The sequence below is a fragment of the Labilithrix sp. genome, from assembly GCA_019637155.1.
Taxonomy (GTDB): Bacteria; Myxococcota_A; Polyangia; order Polyangiales; family Polyangiaceae; genus Labilithrix.
This window is the reverse complement of the sequence record JAHBWE010000014.1, coordinates 313,847-332,500: the sequence shown is the minus strand read 5'-3', so window position 1 is coordinate 332,500 and position 18,654 is coordinate 313,847. Positions and strand designations below refer to the sequence as shown.

The window sequence follows — 18,654 nt, the reverse complement described above, 5'->3', positions numbered from 1 at the left end:
CAAGATGGCGTCACCTTTAGAAGATCGCGCCGGTTCGAGGTGCGTCTTGCCCAGCCGAGTGTGCCCGGGAAGACGTGCCTCCGGAAGAACCAACGGCCGGCACGCAAGAGCGCGGATGAGGCTCAGGTTGGCCGCGAGGTGAAGCCGCCGCGCCGCCCCTCACGCTTTTTTCGGTAGCTCGTCGATCTCGTTCTTCATGGCCGAGAAGGCTTCATCTCGGCTCGCGAAGAAGCCGGGCGCCATGAACGAGTCCGGATCGCCTTTCGAGCCCTGCATGTACGCGAAAAGATCCTTGTACACTCCGCGTGTCGCTTGAGCGCCCCACTCGTCGTCGAAGCGATCGTGCGCGACGAGGATCGTCCACCCCGCATAGTGGGCGAGGTGGATTTTGGAGTACGCCGTGAACGAGCCACCAATCGGGCGCAGTTCTCCCTCCGGCCACGGTTCCAGCTCGGCAAGCTTCCCGCGACTCCCTGCCGGCGAGGGGCCGTGTTTAGCCGGGTCGGTCGGCCCGAAAGTCATGACGGTTCGACTGAAGAGGAACCCATGAGGCATGGAGGTACGAACGATCCCGAGCTCGTCGTCGAAGCCGTGGTGGATGGCGACCTCTCGAGGATCGAAGATCGAAGGATCGAAGGCGATAGCGGCATACGGATTCAGGAAGACGTGGAGACCGTCCAACAGACCTTCTTCGTAATGGTCTCGCGGCGCGTGGATGAGAAACGGTTGCGTGCCAGTCGCGTTGTAGCGGACCGCGGTGAAGACCGCGGGGCGAGTTGACTCGGACAGCGCCTGCACCTTTCCGAATGTCGCCACGCTGCTGTAGATGACCGCGCTCACTTCGCTTGCCCGCGCGTCGGTGAAGAGCCCGAAGGGGACGTCGGCCGTTGACGACTTCCAGACGCGCTCAGGCGTGGACGAGCCGACGATGACTCGCTTTCCCGTCACGTCGTCATCGACGAACACGGGCAGGTCAAAGGCGTATAGCAGGCGTCGGAGACCCCGCTCCGCGAGTAGATACGAGTACGGCTGCTCGAAGGGTGCGAGACACACAACGAACGGCTTTCCGGCGACATGGTCGAAGCGCGAGTAGCTCGTCCGGAACTTTCGGAGCTTGCCGTCAAAAGCATTCGCGAGCCGAATCGAGGCATAGTCGAGCACGGCGCGCTTGCGTTCCGGAGACAGCTCCTCTGCGGGGTCGACCTCCCACTCCGCTGCGAAGCCCGCCGCGTGGCTCGCAATGGCCGCCTCCGCCGTGAAAGCGGTCGCGCCCGAGTCGACCGAAAAGTCTGGCGCCGCCTTCGTGAAGTCGAGGGTGAGACCAGATGCACGGAACGTCGCGTGGAGGTAGAGCTCCCAGAAGCACGAGTTGAACGTGGTCTGGAACTCTTTGACGAACTTGCCGTCGCGATCGGGGAAGTCGGTCGCCCATCGCCGGAGGACGTCGCGTTCAGGCTCGCGTCCTTCCGACGTCAGCCGCCTGAAGTTCTGATGCTGGAGATCAACACTGACGACCGGCGTGAAGAGATCCATTCTCGCGATCTACCACTTCAGGGCGCGAGCGGCTCATCAGACCCTCACCGGGGCGCAAGGACCTGAGGCTCGAAGCTCTTCACCATGCGAGTTACCCGAAAGGGTCCTTCGTACAGCAGCTCGTCGGTGTTGCCTTCCCCGCGCCAGTACTTGCCGGCTTCGGTCTCGATCTGCTCGACGGTGAGGTGGCTGCAATCGAGCAGCTTGGAGTCACCGATGTGAACGGCGCCACCAGCGAGCTCAAGCTCCATCAATACCTTCCAAACGCCCTTCTTCCAGAACGCCTGAACCGTTGGCGATCGGACGAGCGCCATCGACTCCAACGTCGCGACGGCCTCGTCCTCTCTCAAGACCTGCGGGGGAAACGCGAATAGACACCGTTGCCGCGACGGAGCAGCTTTGAAGTCGGAGCGCCTCACCTCCTCGAAGACGTATTCTTTTAGAACGTCCATCGCAGCCTTGCCCGTCCCCGCGAATGGCATCTGACCGGTTCGTCGCCCCTGCCAGTAATAGGACCAGCGCGATTCGGGCCGGGCAGTCGACAGTTGCTGCCCCTCGTTCCAAACGGACCAGCCAAGGTGAAGTACCTTCATCGCGCTCGATACTAAGCGACGCCCAACCGGCGTCGTTCAAAACGCAGCGTCTCGGTCCCGAATGGGCTTGGGTGTGGGCCAAGCGCTGTTGTCCGTCCCCGCCGATCCTCCCCACCTGCGGGCGAATCCTCCCCACTAACCTCCCCACTTCGGCCGAAACGCGCCGTAACGAGTGGAACGCTTAGGAAACGCCTGCGTCGGTTTTCCCCTGCTCTCGTAGCGATGCGTAACGGTCGGAAACGGGGCAGCGTCGCTTGACACGGTAGGGGTCGTTGGTTCAACCCCAATCGCGCCTACAATTCCAACTACTTGGGCTCGTTGGTGAAAGCGGCGTCCGGCTCGGAAGGGTCGGGCGCCGTTGTCATTCTATTGTCAACGCGCTGCTCGGCGCTGGGCGAACTTGTGTATCCCCTGCTTGAAGAGGCGGGATAGCGCGTTGCGCGGCGTGAGGCATCGTGCTTGTAGCGCTCCCCGCAGAGCTTCGTCCCCGTTCGGCTTCGAGCATCGCGGCGACGGGCCTGCATCCCGAGCTGGTGGACGAGGGCGAGGAGGTCGCCGCGAACCAGCGCGGCGAGCGGGATGAGCAGCTGCGTCCACAACGACGCTTGGCCTCGAGACGGTTCCTTGGCAGGCTTCTTCATCGCGGTTCCTTTCTGGGAAAGCACCCCGAGATTCCCTCGGGGCCGGGTGGAACCGCCACCTCAAGTTTCAGCAGTCAGCGGGACGCCGCCTCCTACGCTCCGTCGGAGTCGGAGTCGGCTGGTTCAGGGACGCGTTACGTCCCAGCCGCCGAGCTGACGGGCGACCGCGTTTCCGATCGCGACCATTGCGCTCCACACTTCGTCGTCGGCGTTGTCGTCGCGCGTCGAGCGGAGGCTCATTCGCGTGTGTGGCGGGCCGCCGGGATCGATCGCGACGAGACTGTCGTAGGTCGTCACCCAGACGAGGTCGCCTGATGTGCATACCGCTTCCTTGAAGAAGGTCGGATGAACCGTGAGCGGCGTCTCTCTCGTGCCTGATGAATCGATGACCAACATCGCCGCGCGTGCATTCGGTCGTGGCCCCCGGGTCGAAAACGCCACGACTCGACCGCCCTCCGCAGCGGCAAGCGCCTCCAACTCGAGCGGCGAGTCGACCGCGACGAAACGCTCGCCATCCCCGACGAGCAGAGAGCCGCCGTAGAGCAGCCAGATCCGGTCGTCGCTCCCGATGACGACGCGATCGGCGCCCACACCTTCCATGACGCGCACGCCGTCACCGCCGATGCAGTAGAGCATGCCGCTCCCGTTGCCGATCCAAAGCTCGTCCTGCCGCGCAGCGATCGAAAAGGGATTGTCCCAGTATCCGGCGGTGCCGTCGGGAGCGACGATCTCGGAAAGCCGCGTAGCGCGGCCGTCGACGAGCCGCCACACCGCCCCGTCGTCGGTGATGGCGACGGCCGTGCGTGCGTCGATCGGATGAAACGCCGTGAGTTGGAGATGCTCCTCGATCCCGGTGTCGACGCGCACTCCGTCGACATAGAGCAGGGCGGGCCCTCCGAACGCGAATGTCCGACCCTGCGCGCGTACGATGCCGGAAAGGCCGGCCGTTCCGGCGACGAATGCGTCCTCGAGCTCGTCGCTTGCGATGACGCGACGAAGGCGGGCGACGTTTCGGTGGCGATCGAGCACGATAGCTCCACGCCCCTCACCGACGATCTCGACGCTCGCAAGCGTCGGCGCCGAGAGCCCGAGAAACGAGCACGGCTCGAGGTACTCGTCACGTGGGTAGCCGTCGTCGTCGAGCTCCTCATCATCGACGTCGAGCATGGCGCTAATGGCCTCGCGGTCCCACGCTTGCTCAGACGATTCGGTCGGCGTATTCGCATGCCATTCGAGACAACCCACCTTGTCGCCGATCGCGATGCCGGCGCGCGTAAAGTCACCGTCCACCGCCACGAGGCGATCGAGCCGATGCCCTGCCGCGCGACACGCGGCCTGGAGCGCGTTCTTCAGCGTCGCCTCGTCGATTCGCGAATGCGGGACACTCCAGTCCGCCGACCAGCTCATGATGTCGAAGCTACCACATCGCTTCGTGCGTCGGCGGTCTCGTCAATCGTTCGCGTTCTGACCAGTCTCGTGTTGCGCGCCAAATCGGCCGGCGCTTCATTGACAACTGCATCACATTCACAATTTCGCAAATAATAGATTGCGGAGCAGGCATTGCCGGTGACCAGCGTTGTACGCGGTCACGCAATCACCCCCTTGGACGGAGCCGCGACAGCGGCGAGGCGATGGCGGTCGCCTATGGGGAAGTCGGCAGAGCGTACGACGATAGGAGCGGAGGAACGCGCTCTCCGCGAGCTGCGTTCGGGTATCGTGCTCACTCGAGCAGCGTAGTCGCGGTCGCGATCGGTGCACGGCCCTTCGCGATCGTGGCAACGACTTGTGGACCGCCGCCGCCGCCCTCAGCGAGGGCGATGGTGATCGCTCTCCTTATGGACGTCGAGACCGACAAAATCGTACTTCTTTCATTGGACCAGCCTCCGCATGCGGCTCTGCGCCGGCGATGCTCAACAGGCCTGCCACCGTAACCCGTGAGATAGCGTGACGGCTGGTCCAACCATCATGTCTGGGCCGGGGATGTCGACGCCACATGAGCTCAATGAGCCGACAAGAAGAAGGACGCCCGTCGGCCGTCGACGACGACGTCCATCCGCGAGCCGAATCAACGCGCCTTATCCGCGCCTTTCACGCCACGCCGAACCCCACGCGCACGCCGGAAGCACCCCGAGCTCGGGTGTGAGCCGATCGCCGCGCCCCCCCGAGCTTCATCCGAACCGCGTTTGAATCCGTCAGGCTCCAACGCTTATTGCGCTACGCTGAGGAACATGCCAAGCGAGAGAAGGTCTTGGAAAAGACAGGGCCGTTGAGGATGCGATTCGGGCTTCACTTCTTCGTGGGCATCGCGTGCGTTGCCGCTTCCTCGGGTTGCGCCCATCGCGTCTTGCGGTTGAGCAGCGCCGAAGTCGAGCGGGTGTCCGTCGAAGTCGGCTCTCGCGGAGAAGCTCCGGTCACGACAGAAGAGGGCGTCGCCACGACGCTCCGTGGCGACGAGAAGGTCACGACTGTCTCGGGCGAGCTCCCCGTCCATCGATGGATCGCCACGAACTGCGAACCTTCCGGCGTCTGCCACTTTGATGGCACAGGTATCGCCGTCGAGCGCGTCGATCCGGGTGCGTCAGCTCGAACGGCCTTCGTGATCGTCGAGGCCGGTCTCGTCGCGGGCGCTGCCGGCGCGGGCGTAACCTGCGCCACCGGGATGATCTGTGACTCGGAGTCATCCCGCACCGCGGGCACGATCATACTCGCCAGCGCCAGTGCCCTCTTCGTCGCCAGCACCATCGTGTTGTTGTCGTGCAAGAGCTGCTGGGCATGGCGGTGATCGGCGTCACGATGTGCGAGTGAGGGCTGGATCGCGATGGCGCACGTACTTGTTGTCGCCGCGCCGCTCGTTTCGCTCGCGACGCTCATGGTCGGCCTACGCGTCGGTGCAGGTAACGCCTTTCGGGCGGCGACCATCTTCACCGCTCCGCCAGGAAGGCCGGTGACCCCGGACGCGCCCGTTCCGCTCTCGTGGCAGGTGCTCACGTATCTCGAAGATCAAAGCGTCCGAGAGGTCATCGCCGTCGTCTCGGCCTCTCATCGGCCTCGCTGAGCTCATCTTCGGTGAGCCCGACATCGTCGCCGACGACATCCTCGGCTTCGCTGGTGTCGCGCCGCCGTCCCTCCGTATCTACCCGCTCGAGACGCGCGGCCCAATTCGCGCGTCAAGGAGCTCCGACATCGCGCTGCTCGCCGGGTTCGGGAGATCGACGGCGCGCACCTACGCGGCGCGCTCGAGCAGACCCTCTCCTCCCGGAAGACGCACGCGCTCCCGAGCGTGCTGCCGGAGCCGCCCGGAGCGTGGGCGGCGGTCTATGCCCGGATGGTCGTCGAGGATGAGCTGCGCTGGCCGGACATCGCCGCGCTGGTCCAGGCGGTCGAGACGTTCCTGAACCCGGCGCTCGCCGGCGAGGTCCGCACCTGCGTCCGAGCGAGTGGTCGTGGAGGTAGTCCTCTTCAGCGATCACCTCATTCCGCACGGTGACGCCCTTAGCTTTCGCCGCGCCAAACGCGCTGAATGCTCGCGAGCCTGGCAGCCAAATCGGCGAGACGGGGTCGGTCGCGTCTCGCGGGACCAACCACCGATCCCAGATCTGGCCCCATGGCCTTCGGTGATGGGTTTGCCGTCAGTGATCGCCGTGACGAAGTCCTCGATCTCGGAGTCGTACTCGTCGAGGGGCGCGCCCATGCTGAGCAAGCCCTCTGGATCAAGGTCGTTGACCGCCCCTTGGACAGCCACGCGCAGCGCACGGGCGCCCATCAGCACGGACTCGCGCCGGTGAGGGCGTGCTCGCGCAGCTCGCGCTTCGACAGCGACGCTTGGAGGCGGCGTAGCGGCTGGCACGACGGCGCGGCGGCGCGACACGAAGGAGGCCGGTCTTCGGACAGACGAAGTAGCGCCGCCATGAGCCCCCGACTCGAACGGGCGCACGCCTCCGAACCGATCTGCGTGGAAGACGATGCCCCCTCGCCACCACACGCTCTCGCGGAGCTTTGCACCGCGCTCCGCACGGAGAGGCGCGGCGAGATCTCCGCGTGAATGTGAACGAGCCGCCATGGCCGGCCCACCTCGCGCACAGGCGCGGTCTCGAGATCGCGAACCTTCAGCTTGCCGCGGGGATAGACGCCCGCGTGGGCACGACGCGGACGCTCGACGATCACTTTGGCCGTATCAGCGCGCATGCGACGTGGGGTGTCGCATGCGCGACGGGACTTCCCTTTCGGGCTGGATCTCGACGATCCGGATAATCTACCAAATTGGTCACTCTCATTCGCCGGCACGACGCAGAAAAAAAGGAGAAGAACCGTGAATGTCGCTCTTCCACCGCTGCCTGTATTCTCGATCCCCGACGCTCGGGTCGGGGAAGGGCTCATCGCTCATGTCCAGAACGTCAACTCGTTTGCCGCCGTGGCCGCCTGGGATCGGGACGCGAACGCGTTCGCGTCCCACGTGAAGAGCTTCCTGTCGGCGGTGCCGGCTATCGAACACCAGATCGCGGTCGTCGAGCAGCACGCGAAGCATGTCCACGCTCACCGAGGGTTCTTCGAGAAAACGTTCTCCTCGCCGCCCATGACGGCGGAGATCCAGGAGATGCGCCGTCGCCTCCGATCGGCCGTCGGCGTCCTGACGGGGATCGTCGAGCAACTGGAGTCCCTGATCGACCAGACACCCGATACGCCGGAGGAGAAGAAGGCGTTGCTTGCCGACCTGAAGGCGTTGAAGAAGGAGCTCGCCCAGCAGAAAAAGGAGCTGAGCGTGGCGATGCGCGAAGTGCGAAGCAACGCGCGACGAGCCGGCGCCAACGTCGGAGGATTCTTCAGCACGCCGCGATCACGCCGGTACGAACGAATGCAAATTCGCCTGAACAAGGAGGCCGCGCTCAAGCCTCACGAAGACGAGAAGGCCGCTCTCGATCGCCGAATCCTGTCCGTCGAACGCCTCATCCTATGGGTCGACCGAATCAGCTGACGACGATGAAGGTTGCCGAAGCGGCGTAGAAGCGGCGACCGTCAACGCGATCCGCTCATGGCAAAGAGCCCGGTAGTCCGAGCTCGCGCCGAATGACGTCGAGGTCGAGGAACGCATCGCCGGAGCACTTCAGACGGCGGCAGTGCCGAGCTTCATGGCCCACGCGTTTGGGTGGGGGGCGCCTGGAAGGTAGCGGCGCCATAGCTCGTCTCCGCCCAACTCCTCGAACGAGGTGAAGCCGGCTTGGCGGCAACGGGTCTCCGCGGTGTCCGGGGCGAACGTTCCGTCGCCGTACGTAAATACCAATCGGCTGCGCGGGCCGGCTGCGTTTGCCATGAAGCGGAGGCTTCGCGCGATTGCGGCGCTGTCGATGTAGCCAATCACACCTTCCCAAACGTATAGGGTGCCGGGGTCACGCTGAAAGCCCTTGGCTACGAGGGCGGCCGTCAGCTCGTTCTCGAAATCGTCTGTGTCGAAATCGAAAGGCACGGGGACCACGGTGGCGGGGCTCTTCACTCTCGCGCCCATGAGGATGCTCCGCTTTCTCTGCAGCTGATCCGGAGTGTCGATCTCGTAAACGGAGACTCGACGCTCTGCGATCTCGGGGATGCGGAGGCCTCTCGCGTCGAATCCTGCGCCGAGGAGGACCAGTTGCGTGAGGCCGGCGGCGATGCCCTCACGCACGAAGTCGTCGATGAATCTCGTGCGGAGCCTTATCCCGTCCCGGAAGAAAGGGAGATCGAGGAAGCGCTGCGTGGCCTCCGCCACGTGTGCTCCTGCGGCGGCGAACGACGCTGCGTAGGGGTCCTCGAAGAGCCGCTCCGGTTCCGGGCGCTCCGCCTCTTCTGCGCGCACCGCGGCGACGGAGAATGCCGTATCGGCGACGCTCCGCGAGCGGGCGCTGCTCTTCGTGTACGAAGTGTCCGCGGCAGGGGTGCTCGTAGGCTCACGCTCCTCCTGGGCGCGGACGTGACGAAGCGCCTGCTCGTAGCTCTCCCCTGTCTTCTCCATTCGGGAGCGCACCAGCTTCTTGAGATGGCTCGGCATGATCGTCTTCTCCAGCCACGGGTCCTGCACCCCCCTGCTGGCGACCGTGGAGAAGAGACGAACAACCAGGCTCCGAGGTCATCCCTCTTTGCCCCGCGCGAGGACCGTGGGGGGACGGTCAGTGCGAGGTGAGGCCGGAGCGGTCGGCCGATGTTCATATTGAGGCAGAGGACTGAACGCGTCAAGGGACGCACTGGAACCGAGCGAGCGCGCTCAGCGCTCGAGCTTGACGGTCCGCATCCGTCCGAAGGCGAAGAGGGAGGTCGGCTGGTACGCGGCGACGCTCGCGCGGATGGGCCACTCCGGCTCGTAGACGGTGCCGCCGCCGAGGCCGCGGAAGTCGCCGATGCGGACGGCGACGCCTTCGACGACGCCGTGCCCGACGATCCACGCCCTCTTGTCCTTCGGGAGCTCGAGCTCCAGGTTCGTGTCGCCCGCCTCGAGCGTCATGTCCTTCGTGAGGAGCGTGTCGCCGTGATGGTCGAGGAAGCGAAGGCGCACGTTCGCGATGCGGGCCGGGGTCGTCGCGCGGACGAAGAGCTTGCCGTCGCAGTCCTTCGTCTGGATCGCGAGGTCCGGCTCCGCGCTCGCGGGCGCGGTGTAGCTCGCCGCCCACGGCGCCGCGGGCGCGCCCTTCACCGCCTCGAAGTCGCCGCCCTCGTCGCGATCTTCCGGCTTCTCGAAGCGGCGCCTCAGCTCGCCGAGGTGCTCATAGCCCGTCGCGATCGGACCGACCATGAGGCGCGGTGGGCCGTTCGTGTCGACCTTGAACACGCCGAGGCGCGGGCCGCCGGCGCCGAGGTAGAGGATCGTGTTGGTCTGCGTCGACGTGTAGACGTCGGTGACGAGCTCGCCGGAGGCCTTCGCGCCGTGGGAGCGGTCGGGGAAGAGATCGAAGTACCAGCCCGTGTACGAAGGCGGGCCGCCGCTGTCGCCGCCGTACCCGCCGACCGGGATGTGCTCGGCGACCATCGCGATCCAGCGCTGCTCGGCGTCGGTCAGCGGCTTCCCTGCCCGTTCGTGCTGCGCGATCGTGCGGAGCGTCGTGAGCACCGTGCGGACCCGCTTGATGTATTGGTCGTGCGTCTTCCGCGCGTCCGCGGTCGTCGGCATGAACGCCTCGGACAGCTTGTCCGTGTAGCGGAGGAGCCCGTCGTAGACCTCGACCGCGGGCTCGACGTAGCCGTCCGGGATCTCGCAGCCCCACGTATCGTAGGGCTGCGCGTTCATGAGGACGTAGTTGTGACGGAGCTGCGCGAACGCGACGATGGTCGAGTCGAGGCGAAGGTCCGCGAACGCCGGCGTCTTCATGAAGGACGGGAGCGTCGTGGCCTCGGGCGCCGGCGCGTTGAGCGCGCGGATCGCGCCGAGCCACGACTCGTAGAGGTCTTGCCCGCCGGGCTTGCTCGCGATCGCGCGCGCCTCGTCGAGGTTCTTCGCGAGCGCCGGGAACGCCCCGAGATCGGCGGCGAGGTACGTCTTCGCCCGATCGTTGCCGAGCAGGTACGCGAAGTCGGCCGCGTGCATGAGCGCGCGATCGGGCACGTCGTCCTTCACGAGCTTCGTCGCGCCACGCGTGTCGCGCGCGATGCGCGGGCCGAGGAGCGTCGTGATGACGGGCAGCTCGCCGGCGCCCTCCGCGGTGAAGTGCGTGCGGACCGTGCGCTTGTACCCTTCACCGATCTTCGCCGCGAGCTTCGGGACCGGGTCCGCGTCGGCGGGCGTGACCTTCGCGTCCCGCGCGATGGTCGCGAGCTCGAGGAGCGGGACGTCCTCGCGCGGCCCGGCGAGGCGATCCCACGCCCGCTGCACGAACGCGAGGTTGTCCTTCTGACCGGTGTCGCGGATCAGCTCCGACAGCGCGAGCGCGACGCGGGCCTCGTGCGGCGTCTCACTCGGATCCGGAGTCCCGGCGTGCGAGCTCCGCGAGCCGCGCGAGACGAGGTTGAATTCGATGCGTGAGAGCCACATCGCGCCGCGGAAGTAGTCCGCGAGCCCGCCCCTGAGCTCCAAGCGCGTCGCGGGCGAAGACGCGCGTGAGGAGAGCGGGAGCGTCTGGGTCGGCCCGCTGTAGGTCGCGTAGCGACCGCGCGGCGTGAACGGCGTGAAGTCGATCGCGCGCGCGCGCCCGAACAGCTTCTGGTCCGTGACGAGGCTCTCCGCCGCCTTCGCGAGCCCGTAGAGCTCGTCGGCGTCCGCTCGCCGCGCCGCCGCGTCGGGGGTCGCCCCGAACACCGCGACGTCCTCGGCCTCCTCCATCGGCGACTGGAGCAGGAGCGAGAACGCGACGCGCAGGTAGATCTCGACGTCGGCCTCCACCGCCGCGCCGTACCGCGCGCGGACGCCGCCCTTCGCCAGGCCGTGCCGCATCGCCTTGATCGCGCGCACGAGGCGCGGCCAGAGCTCGTTCACTTCGTACTGCTCGCTCAGCGTGTCGTTCGCGACGAACACGGCGTGGAGGATCGAGTCGACGGAGACGTAGACCGGGAGCTGGTCCTGGAAGATCGAGTGATACGCGTGCGCGTACCCGCCGGGGCGCAGCCGATCGATGACCGCGAACCCGAGCTTCTGCAGGCGCTCGTTCTCGGCCGGGTTCAGGTCGAGGTGCTCGCGCACGCGCGCGTCCGCGGGCGACACCGCCCGCTCCTTCGTCACCCCCGCCGCGATCTCCTTCGCCGCGCTGCGCAGGTTCACGTTCGCGGGGCCGCACGTGTCGTCCTTGTAGATCGGCGTCTCGAGCTCGTCGCAGACGACGTCGCCGTCCGCGCACGCGCCGCCCTTGGGGTCGACCCGAGGATCGGTCGGCACCTCGCGTCCACCGCCGAGGGTGTCGATTCGGCCGAGGCCGATCCCGCCGTTGTCCGCGCTCCCCGCGTCGACCATCTCGCTCGGACACAGCAACCGCTCGAGCGCGGGCAGCGGCGGCGCAGCGTTCACCGCGACGGAGGAGGCCGCCGGCGCCGCCGCGTCCCCGCCGGCGAGCGGCACCGTCGTCGGCTTGTGACAGGACGCGACCACCATCGAGCCGACGACGACGACCGCGCTCAGGCGAATGCGCTGCTCGGATGCAGAGCTCATCGCTCGATCCTACGGCACAGTGGGCGCGCGCTACCGAATGTCGTCGGCGTTCATGCCCATTCGCTCGGCGTAGAGGGCGAGGGTGCGCTGCCAGGCCGGGCGAGCGAAGCAGCGCTCGAAGTAGGCCTTCATCTTCGGGTACGGATCCATCAGGTCGGTCTTCCGGATGGTGCGGAGGACGCCCGCCATCATGATGTCGGCGGCCGTGAACTCGGCGCACGCGATCCACTCGCGGCCTTCGAGCCGGCGCTCGACGTGCGCGAGCCAGCGGCCGGCGAGCTTGCGCACCTCCGCCTTCAGCTTCGGATCTTCGACGCTGCCGAAGATGTCGATGACGTCGATCGACACCAGCGTCGGCTCGACGGTGCTGCTCGCGGCGAAGCACCACTGAACGACGCGGGTGCGGCCCTGGAAATCGCTCGGGATCAGCTTGCCGGATTTCTCGGCGACGTAGAGCACCACCGCCGCCGACTCCGCGACGACGAAGCCGTCGTCGTCGATGACCGGCGCCTGGCGGAAGGGGCTGATTCGACCGTAAGCCTCGCTGTCGAGATCGCCGGCGGTGTGATCGAGCGCATGGACTCGATACGGCAGCCCCGTCTCCTCGAGCGCCCATTGCGCGCGGAGGTCCTTCGTCTCGCCGCGCCCCTCGGGGAAGATGTTTCCGAAGCCGTAGAGCGTAATCATCCTTCGGGCTCCTTGTGGCCGCGCGTGAGCGAAGGGGGGACGTCGGAGGCGCCGGCGGTGCGGCGGCGGAACAGGGCCACGCGCGCGAGCAGCAGCGTCGTCACCGGGACCGTCATGCAGAACATGATCGCGACGAGCCAGGTGTGCAGGACGAGGCGAGACTCGAGCGTCGTGAAGTAGATGACGCTCGCGAGGGCCACGCACCAGCTCCCGAAGGTGTAGGCGAGCGCCGTCGGATGCATGCGCATGAAGAAGTCCTGCAGGCGCAAGAAGCCGATCGCCGAAAGGACGACGAACAGGCCGCTCAGGCAGAGAAGCGCCGCGACCACCACCTCGACCCAGACGTTCATTCGATCACCTCACCGCGAAGGATGAACTTCGCCATCGCCGAGGAGCTCACGAAGCCGAAGGCCGCGATGAGCAGCGCGCCCTCGAAGTACGTGTCGCTCGCGTTCCGGATGTTGAGGACCAGCATGACGAGCAGCCCGTGAATGTAGAGGAGATCGAGGGCGAGCACGCGGTCCTGCGCGCGCGGGCCGCCGACCAACCTCACGAGCACGAGGAGCGACGCGACCGCGTAGCAGCCGAGCGCGAAGACGGTGGCGTAGGAGAGGACGGGGCTCATTCGAAGATCTCCCTCAGCGGCGCCTCGTAGCGCGCCTTGAAGCGGGCGATGTACGCCTCCTCCTCTTCGTCGACGTCCCACACGTGGAGCATCAACGTGCTGCGATCGAGCGCGAGCTCCGACCAGACCGTGCCCGGCACGACCGTCGTCACGATCGCGAGCGCGGCGAGCGCCGCCGGGGCGCGCACGTCGAGCGGGATGACCACGAAGCGCGCGGCGGGTCTTCGCCATCGCCACGTGAGGACGCCCCACGCCACCTGGAAGTTCGACACCACCACGTCGTAGCCGACGAGCAGGACGAAGCGCACGACGACGAGCGGTCTTCGCACGCGCACCGGCGTCGCGCGCAAGCGGACGGTCACGAGCGGCATCGCGAGCCCGAGCGCGAGCCCGATGAACACCTGCCCGAGGCTCGGGCTCCGCGAGAGGATGAGCCACAAGGCCACGAGCGCGCACGACAGCAAGGGCGCGGGGACGAGCTTCTTCAGGAGGTTCACGGGGGTCCTTCCCTGTCGGCGAAGGGCCGCGTCGGCCCCGGCACGGGCTTCGTCGACATGACCGCGTCGATGTAGCCGGCCGGCGAGTGGAGCGACTCGGAGGCGGCGCGCATGTAGCGCATGACGTTTTCGGCGCGGAAGGTGAGCCACGCGCACGCGAGGAGCAGCGCGAGGACGGGCGCGCCCTCGCTGAAGCGCAGGCGCGGAGGCACCCGCTCGCTCCCCGACCAGAAGTGTCGGACGCCGGCCCTCGACATCGACACCGTCACCGCCAGACCGGAGACGAGCAGCGCTCCGAACAGCCACGGCACCGCCGCCGCGAGCAAGGGCGTGCTCGCCAGGCCGAGCTCGTCCGGCCTCGAGAGCGCGGTCAACAACGCCACCTTCGCGACGAAGCCCGAGAGCGGCGGCAGCCCGGCTACGAGCAGCGCGCAGGCGATGAACGCGAGGCCGAGCAGCGCCACCGGGATCGGGATCATGCGGCCGACGAGCGGCGTCTCGTCGTCGTCGAGGTTCGTGTCCTCGCCCGGCAGCACGTCGAGCTCGTGCAGAGGCAGAGGGCCGTCGGCGGCCCGGCGTTCGACGAGCTCGACGAGGAGGAACAGCACGCTCACCGCCAGCGTGGCGCTGACCAGGTAATAGAGCGCCGCCGACGTCACGGAGACCGCGTCGAACCCGATCGCGGTGAGGAGGGTCCCCGACGAGACGATGACCGAGAAGCCGGCGATGCGCCCGAGCCGCAAGGAGGCGATGACGCCGATGACGCCGAAGGCGATCGTCGCGAGCCCGCCGTAGACGAAGGCGCTCGCCCCGAAGTGCGTCGACGGACCGGCGTCCTCGGAGAAGAGCAAGGTCCAAAGACGGAGGAGCGTGTAGATTCCCACCTTCGTCATCAGCGCGAAGATCGCCGCGACCGGCGCGCTCGCGGCCGCGTAGGCGGGCACGAGCCAGAAATTGAGCGGCCAGATGGCCGCCTTCACGAGGAACGCCACCGCGAGGATGGACGCGCTCGCGTGCAGGAGCCCGCGGTCGTGCTCCGCGACGTGCGGCAGCTTCGCGGCGATGTCCGCCATCGAGAGCGAGCCCATCACGCCGTAGATCATCCCGAGGCCGACGAGGAAGAGCGACGACGCGACCAGGTTCACCGCGATGTAGTGGAGGCCGGAGTGCACCCTCACCCAGCCCGATCCGTGCAGCTGCAAGCCGTACGAGGCGGCGAGCATCACCTCGAAGAAGACGAACAGGTTGAAGAGATCGCCGGTGAGGAAGGCGCCGTTGAGGCCCATGACGAGGACCTGAAAGAGCGGGTGGAAGTAGACCCCCGCCCGGCTCCAGCTCGCGCTCGCGTACACGGCCGAGCCGAGGCTCACCGCGCCCGCGAGCGCCAGCATGAGCGCCGAGAGTCGATCCGCGACCAGCACGATGCCGAACGGCGCCTCCCAGTTCGACGTGAGGTAGACGCCGATCGCGCCAGGCCGATCGGCCTCGTCGACGCGCCGGAGGATCTCGAGCGCGACGAGGAGCCCGACGAAGGTCGCGCCGATGTTGACGAACGAGTTGAACTTCGAGCGCCGGGAGTCGAAGAGCAGCATGAGCGCCGCCGCCAAGAGCGGCAGGACGATCGGCACGATCAAGAGGTGCGCGAGCGCGGGCTTCATGGCTCGTCCTTCGTGCCGTCGACGTGGTCGGTGCCGCTCAGGCCGCGCGAAGCGAGCAGCACGACGAGGAAGAGCGCCGTGCTCGCGAAGCCGATGACGATCGCGGTGAGGACCAGCGCCTGCGGCATCGGATCGGTGTAGTGCTCGAGGTCGGCCGGCGTGCCCGGCTCGACGATCGGCGGCCGGTCGATGACGAGGCTGCCCATGCTGAAGATGAAGAGGTTCACCGCGTACGAGAGCAGCGTGAGCCCCATGACGACCTGGAAGGTCCGCTGGCGCAGCACGAGCCACACCCCTGCCCCGCCGAGCACCCCGATGACGAGCGCGAGGACGACCTCCAACTACGTCGCTCCCGTGTTCTTCGACGAGGACGGCGCCGGCTTGCGCGGCGCGCGGATCGACTGGTGCGCGAGCGCGGTGAGGATGAGGAGCGTCGCGCCGACGACGACCGCGAACACGCCGAGATCGAAGAAGGTCGAGGACGGCAGGTGCACCTCGCCGAACAGCGGCAACGTGACGTGCGCGGTGTGGGTCGTGAGGAAGGGATAGCCGAACGCGACCGCGCCGAGCCCGGTGAGCGCGGCGCACGCCAGGCCGACGCCCATCCACCGCGTCGGGCGGATCCTCGTCCGGGCCTCGACCCACTGCGTGCCGGCGACGAGGTACTGCATGAGGAAGGCGACCGCGATCACGAGGCCGGCGACGAAGCCGCCGCCCGGCGCGTTGTGCCCGCGCAGCAAGACGTGCACCGCGATGACGAAGGCGGTCGGCAACATCGCCTGCGCGACGACCGACGGGACCATGAGGTACCCGCGCGCGACCTCCTTCGTCGTCCGCGGCGAGACGAGATCGGTGACGACGTCGGGCGGGAGCTGCCGCTGCTGGTGCGGCTGCGCGACGGCCTCGAGCGGCGGGCGGAAGCGCCGCAAGAGCGCGTAGACCGTCAGCGCGACCGTGCCGAGGACGGTGATTTCACCGAAGGTGTCAAAGGCCCTAAAGTCGACGAGCATCACGTTGACGACGTTGGCGCCGCCGCCCTCCGGCAGCGCGCGGGCGAGGAAGAACGGCGAGATGCTGTGCGGGGCGGGGCGGGTCAGCATCGCGTAGGAGAGCGCCGCGAGCCCGCCGCCGGCACCGATGGCGAGCAGCAGGTCGCGGACGCGGCGGGCCTTCTCGCCGGTCGTGCGGTCTTCGCGGCGCCCTTCGGGAGGGATCGGCAGCCACCGCAGCCCGAGCAAGAACAGCATCGTCGTCACGATCTCGACGACGAGCTGCGTGAGCGCGAGATCGGGCGCCGAGAACCACATGAAGGTGAGGCAGGTGACGAGCCCGGCGCCGCCCATCAGCGTCATCGCGACGAGCCGGTGGAGCTTCGCTTGCACGGCCGTGCCGACGGCGCAGACCATGCCGATGATCCAGAGCAGCACGAACGCGGGCGACACCGGGAGGTGCGCGCGGTCGCCCCAGACGAACGGGAAGCCCCACGACGACCAGAGCGCGAGCACGAGCGCCGTCGCGACGATCGCGAACATCTGCGCCCGGAGGCCCCGCGTGCCGACGACGCGCAGCGCCGCGCGGGCCATGCGCGTGAGCCTCACGATCGCGCTCTCGAAGAGACGCCTGCCGTTCCAGCGCTCAGCGCCGGGCGGGTTCTGGAAGCGGCCGCGCGCCTGTTGCCGGCGCAGGAGCGGGTACGCGACGACGCCGCCGGCGATCGCCACGACGCTCATGATGAACGGCCGGTTGAAGCCGTGCCACAGCGCGAGGTCGTATTCGGGCAGCACGCCGCCCACGACCGGACGCGACGCGACCGCGAGCGAGGGCCCGATCGAGATCGACGGCGCGATACCGACGACGAGGCACGCGATGACGAGCAGCTCGACGGGGATGCGCATCCACCGCGGAGGCTCCTCCGGCTGGCGCGGCAGGTCCGTCGAAGGAGGACCGAAGAAGATGTCGTAGCCGAAGCGAAGCGAATACACGACGCCGAAGACCCCCGCGATCGTCGCCGCCGCCGGGAGGCCGAGCTCGACCCACCGATGCGAGGAGAGGAAGACCGTCTCCGCGAAGAACATCTCCTTCGAGAGGAAGCCGTTCAGGAGCGGCACGCCCGCCATCGCCGCGCTCGCCACGAGCGCCAGCGCGCCCGTGATCGGCATCGCGCGGAGGAGCCCGTTCAGGCGCCGGATGTCGCGCGTGCCCGTCTCGTGATCGACGATGCCCGCCGCCATGAACAGAGACGCCTTGAACGTCCCGTGGTTCATGATGTGGAACACGCCGGCGACCGCGCCGAGGGAGCTGTTGAGGCCGAAGAGGAGGGTGATGAGGCCGAGGTGGCTGATCGTCGAGTAGGCGAGCACCCGCTTCAGGTCGTTCTGGAACATCGCGATGTACGCGCCGAGGAGGAGCGTCGTCACGCCGGCGCCGCTCACGAGCCAGAACCACAGCTCGGTGCCGGCCAGCACCGGCCAGAGCCTCGCGAGGAGGAAGACCCCGGCCTTCACCATCGTCGCCGAATGCAGGTAGGCGGACACCGGCGTCGGCGCCGCCATCGCGCGCGGGAGCCAGAAGTGAAACGGGAATTGTGCGCTCTTCGTGAATGCGCCGAGCAAGACCAGCACGAGCGCGACGGGGTAGAGCGCGTGCGCGCGGACGACGTCGCCGGCCGCGAGGACCGCGTCGAGGTCGTAGCTGCCGGCGATGTGGCCGAGGAGGACGACGCCGCCGAGGAGCGCGAGGCCACCGGCGCCGGTCACGGTCAACGCCATGAGCGCGCCTCGTCGCGCGTCGACCCGGTGGTGCCAGTAGCCGATCAGCAGGAACGAGAGCAGGCTCGTCAGCTCCCAGAAGAAGACGATCTGGACGAGGTTGCCGGAGAGGACGACGCCGAGCATCGCGCCCATGAACGCGAGGAAGAACGCGTAGAAGCGCGACACCGGATCGTCGGGCGACATGTAGTAGCGCCCGTAGAGGGCGACGAGCGCGCCGATGACGGAGACGAGCACCGCGAACATCCAGGCGAAGCCGTCGACGCGGACGACCAGCGCGAGCCCGAGCGAGGGCAGCCACGCGATCTGCTCGCGGAGGACGGCCCCGTCGCGCACCTGCGGATAGAGCGCGATCGCCCAGAGCGACGCGGCCGTCGCCACGAGCGCGGCCCAGCACGCGAGGAGCGTTCGCGCGCGCGTCGGCAAGAACGCCGTGATCAGGCTGCCGACGAACGGCAGGAGCAAGAGGAGGACGAGGGGCACGGCCGCGCGTACTTTACGCGATCGCCGGTGTTGCGTAGCGCGACGTATTTCGAGTGGCGCTCCGCCTCACGT

At 67.6% G+C, this 18,654-nt stretch carries 15 protein-coding genes; 2 read left to right on the top strand and 13 right to left on the bottom strand.

Annotated elements, in window-relative coordinates; genetic code table 11:
• Positions 1-159: 159 nt before the first annotated feature.
• From KF837_29290 to KF837_29275, 4 genes are all read right to left on the bottom strand, one after another.
• Positions 160-1,533: a hypothetical protein gene (locus KF837_29290; protein ID MBX3231456.1), complete on the bottom strand. Its 1,374-nt coding sequence runs from the start codon at positions 1,531-1,533 to the stop codon at positions 160-162.
• A 44-nt stretch (positions 1,534-1,577) separates the two neighbouring features.
• A complete protein-coding gene (locus KF837_29285) occupies positions 1,578-2,126 on the bottom strand; it encodes a hypothetical protein (protein ID MBX3231455.1) in 549 nt (182 codons plus the stop codon).
• A gap of 305 nt (positions 2,127-2,431) precedes the next feature.
• The gene (locus KF837_29280) at positions 2,432-2,767 is read right to left on the bottom strand and encodes a hypothetical protein (protein MBX3231454.1); all 336 of its coding nucleotides are present in this window, start codon (positions 2,765-2,767) and stop codon (positions 2,432-2,434) included.
• A 123-nt stretch (positions 2,768-2,890) separates the two neighbouring features.
• Positions 2,891-4,174 carry a hypothetical protein gene (locus KF837_29275; protein ID MBX3231453.1) on the bottom strand — a complete coding sequence of 428 codons (1,284 nt, stop codon included), beginning with the start codon at positions 4,172-4,174 and terminating at the stop codon, positions 2,891-2,893.
• An 859-nt stretch (positions 4,175-5,033) separates the two neighbouring features.
• Between KF837_29275 and KF837_29270 the strand changes: the two genes are divergently transcribed.
• On the top strand, positions 5,034-5,549 hold the full coding sequence (locus KF837_29270) for a hypothetical protein (GenBank protein MBX3231452.1): 516 nt from the start codon (positions 5,034-5,036) through the stop codon (positions 5,547-5,549).
• 1,527 nt (positions 5,550-7,076) lie between these two features.
• Positions 7,077-7,739: a hypothetical protein gene (locus KF837_29265; GenBank protein ID MBX3231451.1), complete on the top strand. Its 663-nt coding sequence runs from the start codon at positions 7,077-7,079 to the stop codon at positions 7,737-7,739.
• Between the two features lie 129 nt (positions 7,740-7,868).
• On the opposite strand, the gene KF837_29260 is transcribed toward KF837_29265, so the two are convergent.
• The 9 genes from KF837_29260 to KF837_29220 form a co-directional block, all read right to left on the bottom strand.
• Positions 7,869-8,786 carry an SAM-dependent methyltransferase gene (locus KF837_29260; protein ID MBX3231450.1) on the bottom strand — a complete coding sequence of 306 codons (918 nt, stop codon included), beginning with the start codon at positions 8,784-8,786 and terminating at the stop codon, positions 7,869-7,871.
• A 213-nt stretch (positions 8,787-8,999) separates the two neighbouring features.
• A complete protein-coding gene (locus KF837_29255; protein ID MBX3231449.1) occupies positions 9,000-11,864 on the bottom strand; it encodes a DUF3160 domain-containing protein in 2,865 nt (954 codons plus the stop codon).
• 30 nt (positions 11,865-11,894) lie between these two features.
• Complete coding sequence (locus KF837_29250) at positions 11,895-12,551, bottom strand: glutathione S-transferase family protein (GenBank protein ID MBX3231448.1); 657 nt, start codon at positions 12,549-12,551, stop codon at positions 11,895-11,897.
• On the bottom strand, positions 12,548-12,901 hold the full coding sequence (locus KF837_29245) for a Na+/H+ antiporter subunit G (GenBank protein ID MBX3231447.1): 354 nt from the start codon (positions 12,899-12,901) through the stop codon (positions 12,548-12,550). The genes KF837_29250 and KF837_29245 overlap by 4 nt, the downstream gene beginning before the upstream one ends.
• Entirely contained in the window at positions 12,898-13,176 is a 279-nt protein-coding gene (locus tag KF837_29240) for a K+/H+ antiporter subunit F (GenBank protein MBX3231446.1), read from the bottom strand. The genes KF837_29245 and KF837_29240 overlap by 4 nt, the downstream gene beginning before the upstream one ends.
• Positions 13,173-13,673 carry a Na+/H+ antiporter subunit E gene (locus KF837_29235; protein ID MBX3231445.1) on the bottom strand — a complete coding sequence of 167 codons (501 nt, stop codon included), beginning with the start codon at positions 13,671-13,673 and terminating at the stop codon, positions 13,173-13,175. Before KF837_29235 ends, KF837_29240 begins: the two co-directional genes overlap by 4 nt.
• Positions 13,670-15,331, bottom strand: a complete 1,662-nt coding sequence (locus tag KF837_29230) for a monovalent cation/H+ antiporter subunit D (GenBank protein ID MBX3231444.1) — start codon at positions 15,329-15,331, stop codon at positions 13,670-13,672. The genes KF837_29235 and KF837_29230 overlap by 4 nt, the downstream gene beginning before the upstream one ends.
• Positions 15,328-15,672 (bottom strand): Na+/H+ antiporter subunit C, encoded by a 345-nt coding sequence (locus KF837_29225; GenBank protein ID MBX3231443.1) that lies wholly within the window; start codon positions 15,670-15,672, stop codon positions 15,328-15,330. The genes KF837_29230 and KF837_29225 overlap by 4 nt, the downstream gene beginning before the upstream one ends.
• The gene (locus tag KF837_29220) at positions 15,673-18,582 is read right to left on the bottom strand and encodes a monovalent cation/H+ antiporter subunit A (GenBank protein MBX3231442.1); all 2,910 of its coding nucleotides are present in this window, start codon (positions 18,580-18,582) and stop codon (positions 15,673-15,675) included.
• Positions 18,583-18,654 lie beyond the last annotated feature (72 nt).

Bases quoted from the DNA above. Each gene is read 5' to 3' on its own strand.
- KF837_29285 (MBX3231455.1), bottom strand. From the start codon at position 2,126: ATGAAGGTACTTCACCTTGGCTGGTCCGTTTGGAACGAGGGGCAGCAA.
- KF837_29280 (MBX3231454.1), bottom strand. From the start codon at position 2,767: ATGAAGAAGCCTGCCAAGGAACCGTCTCGAGGCCAAGCGTCGTTGTGG.
- KF837_29230 (MBX3231444.1), bottom strand. From the start codon at position 15,331: ATGAAGCCCGCGCTCGCGCACCTCTTGATCGTGCCGATCGTCCTGCCG.
- KF837_29240 (MBX3231446.1), bottom strand. From the start codon at position 13,176: ATGAGCCCCGTCCTCTCCTACGCCACCGTCTTCGCGCTCGGCTGCTAC.
- KF837_29255 (MBX3231449.1), bottom strand. From the start codon at position 11,864: ATGAGCTCTGCATCCGAGCAGCGCATTCGCCTGAGCGCGGTCGTCGTC.
- KF837_29245 (MBX3231447.1), bottom strand. From the start codon at position 12,901: ATGAACGTCTGGGTCGAGGTGGTGGTCGCGGCGCTTCTCTGCCTGAGC.
- KF837_29250 (MBX3231448.1), bottom strand. From the start codon at position 12,551: ATGATTACGCTCTACGGCTTCGGAAACATCTTCCCCGAGGGGCGCGGC.
- KF837_29275 (MBX3231453.1), bottom strand. From the start codon at position 4,174: ATGAGCTGGTCGGCGGACTGGAGTGTCCCGCATTCGCGAATCGACGAG.
- KF837_29260 (MBX3231450.1), bottom strand. From the start codon at position 8,786: ATGCCGAGCCATCTCAAGAAGCTGGTGCGCTCCCGAATGGAGAAGACA.
- KF837_29290 (MBX3231456.1), bottom strand. From the start codon at position 1,533: ATGGATCTCTTCACGCCGGTCGTCAGTGTTGATCTCCAGCATCAGAAC.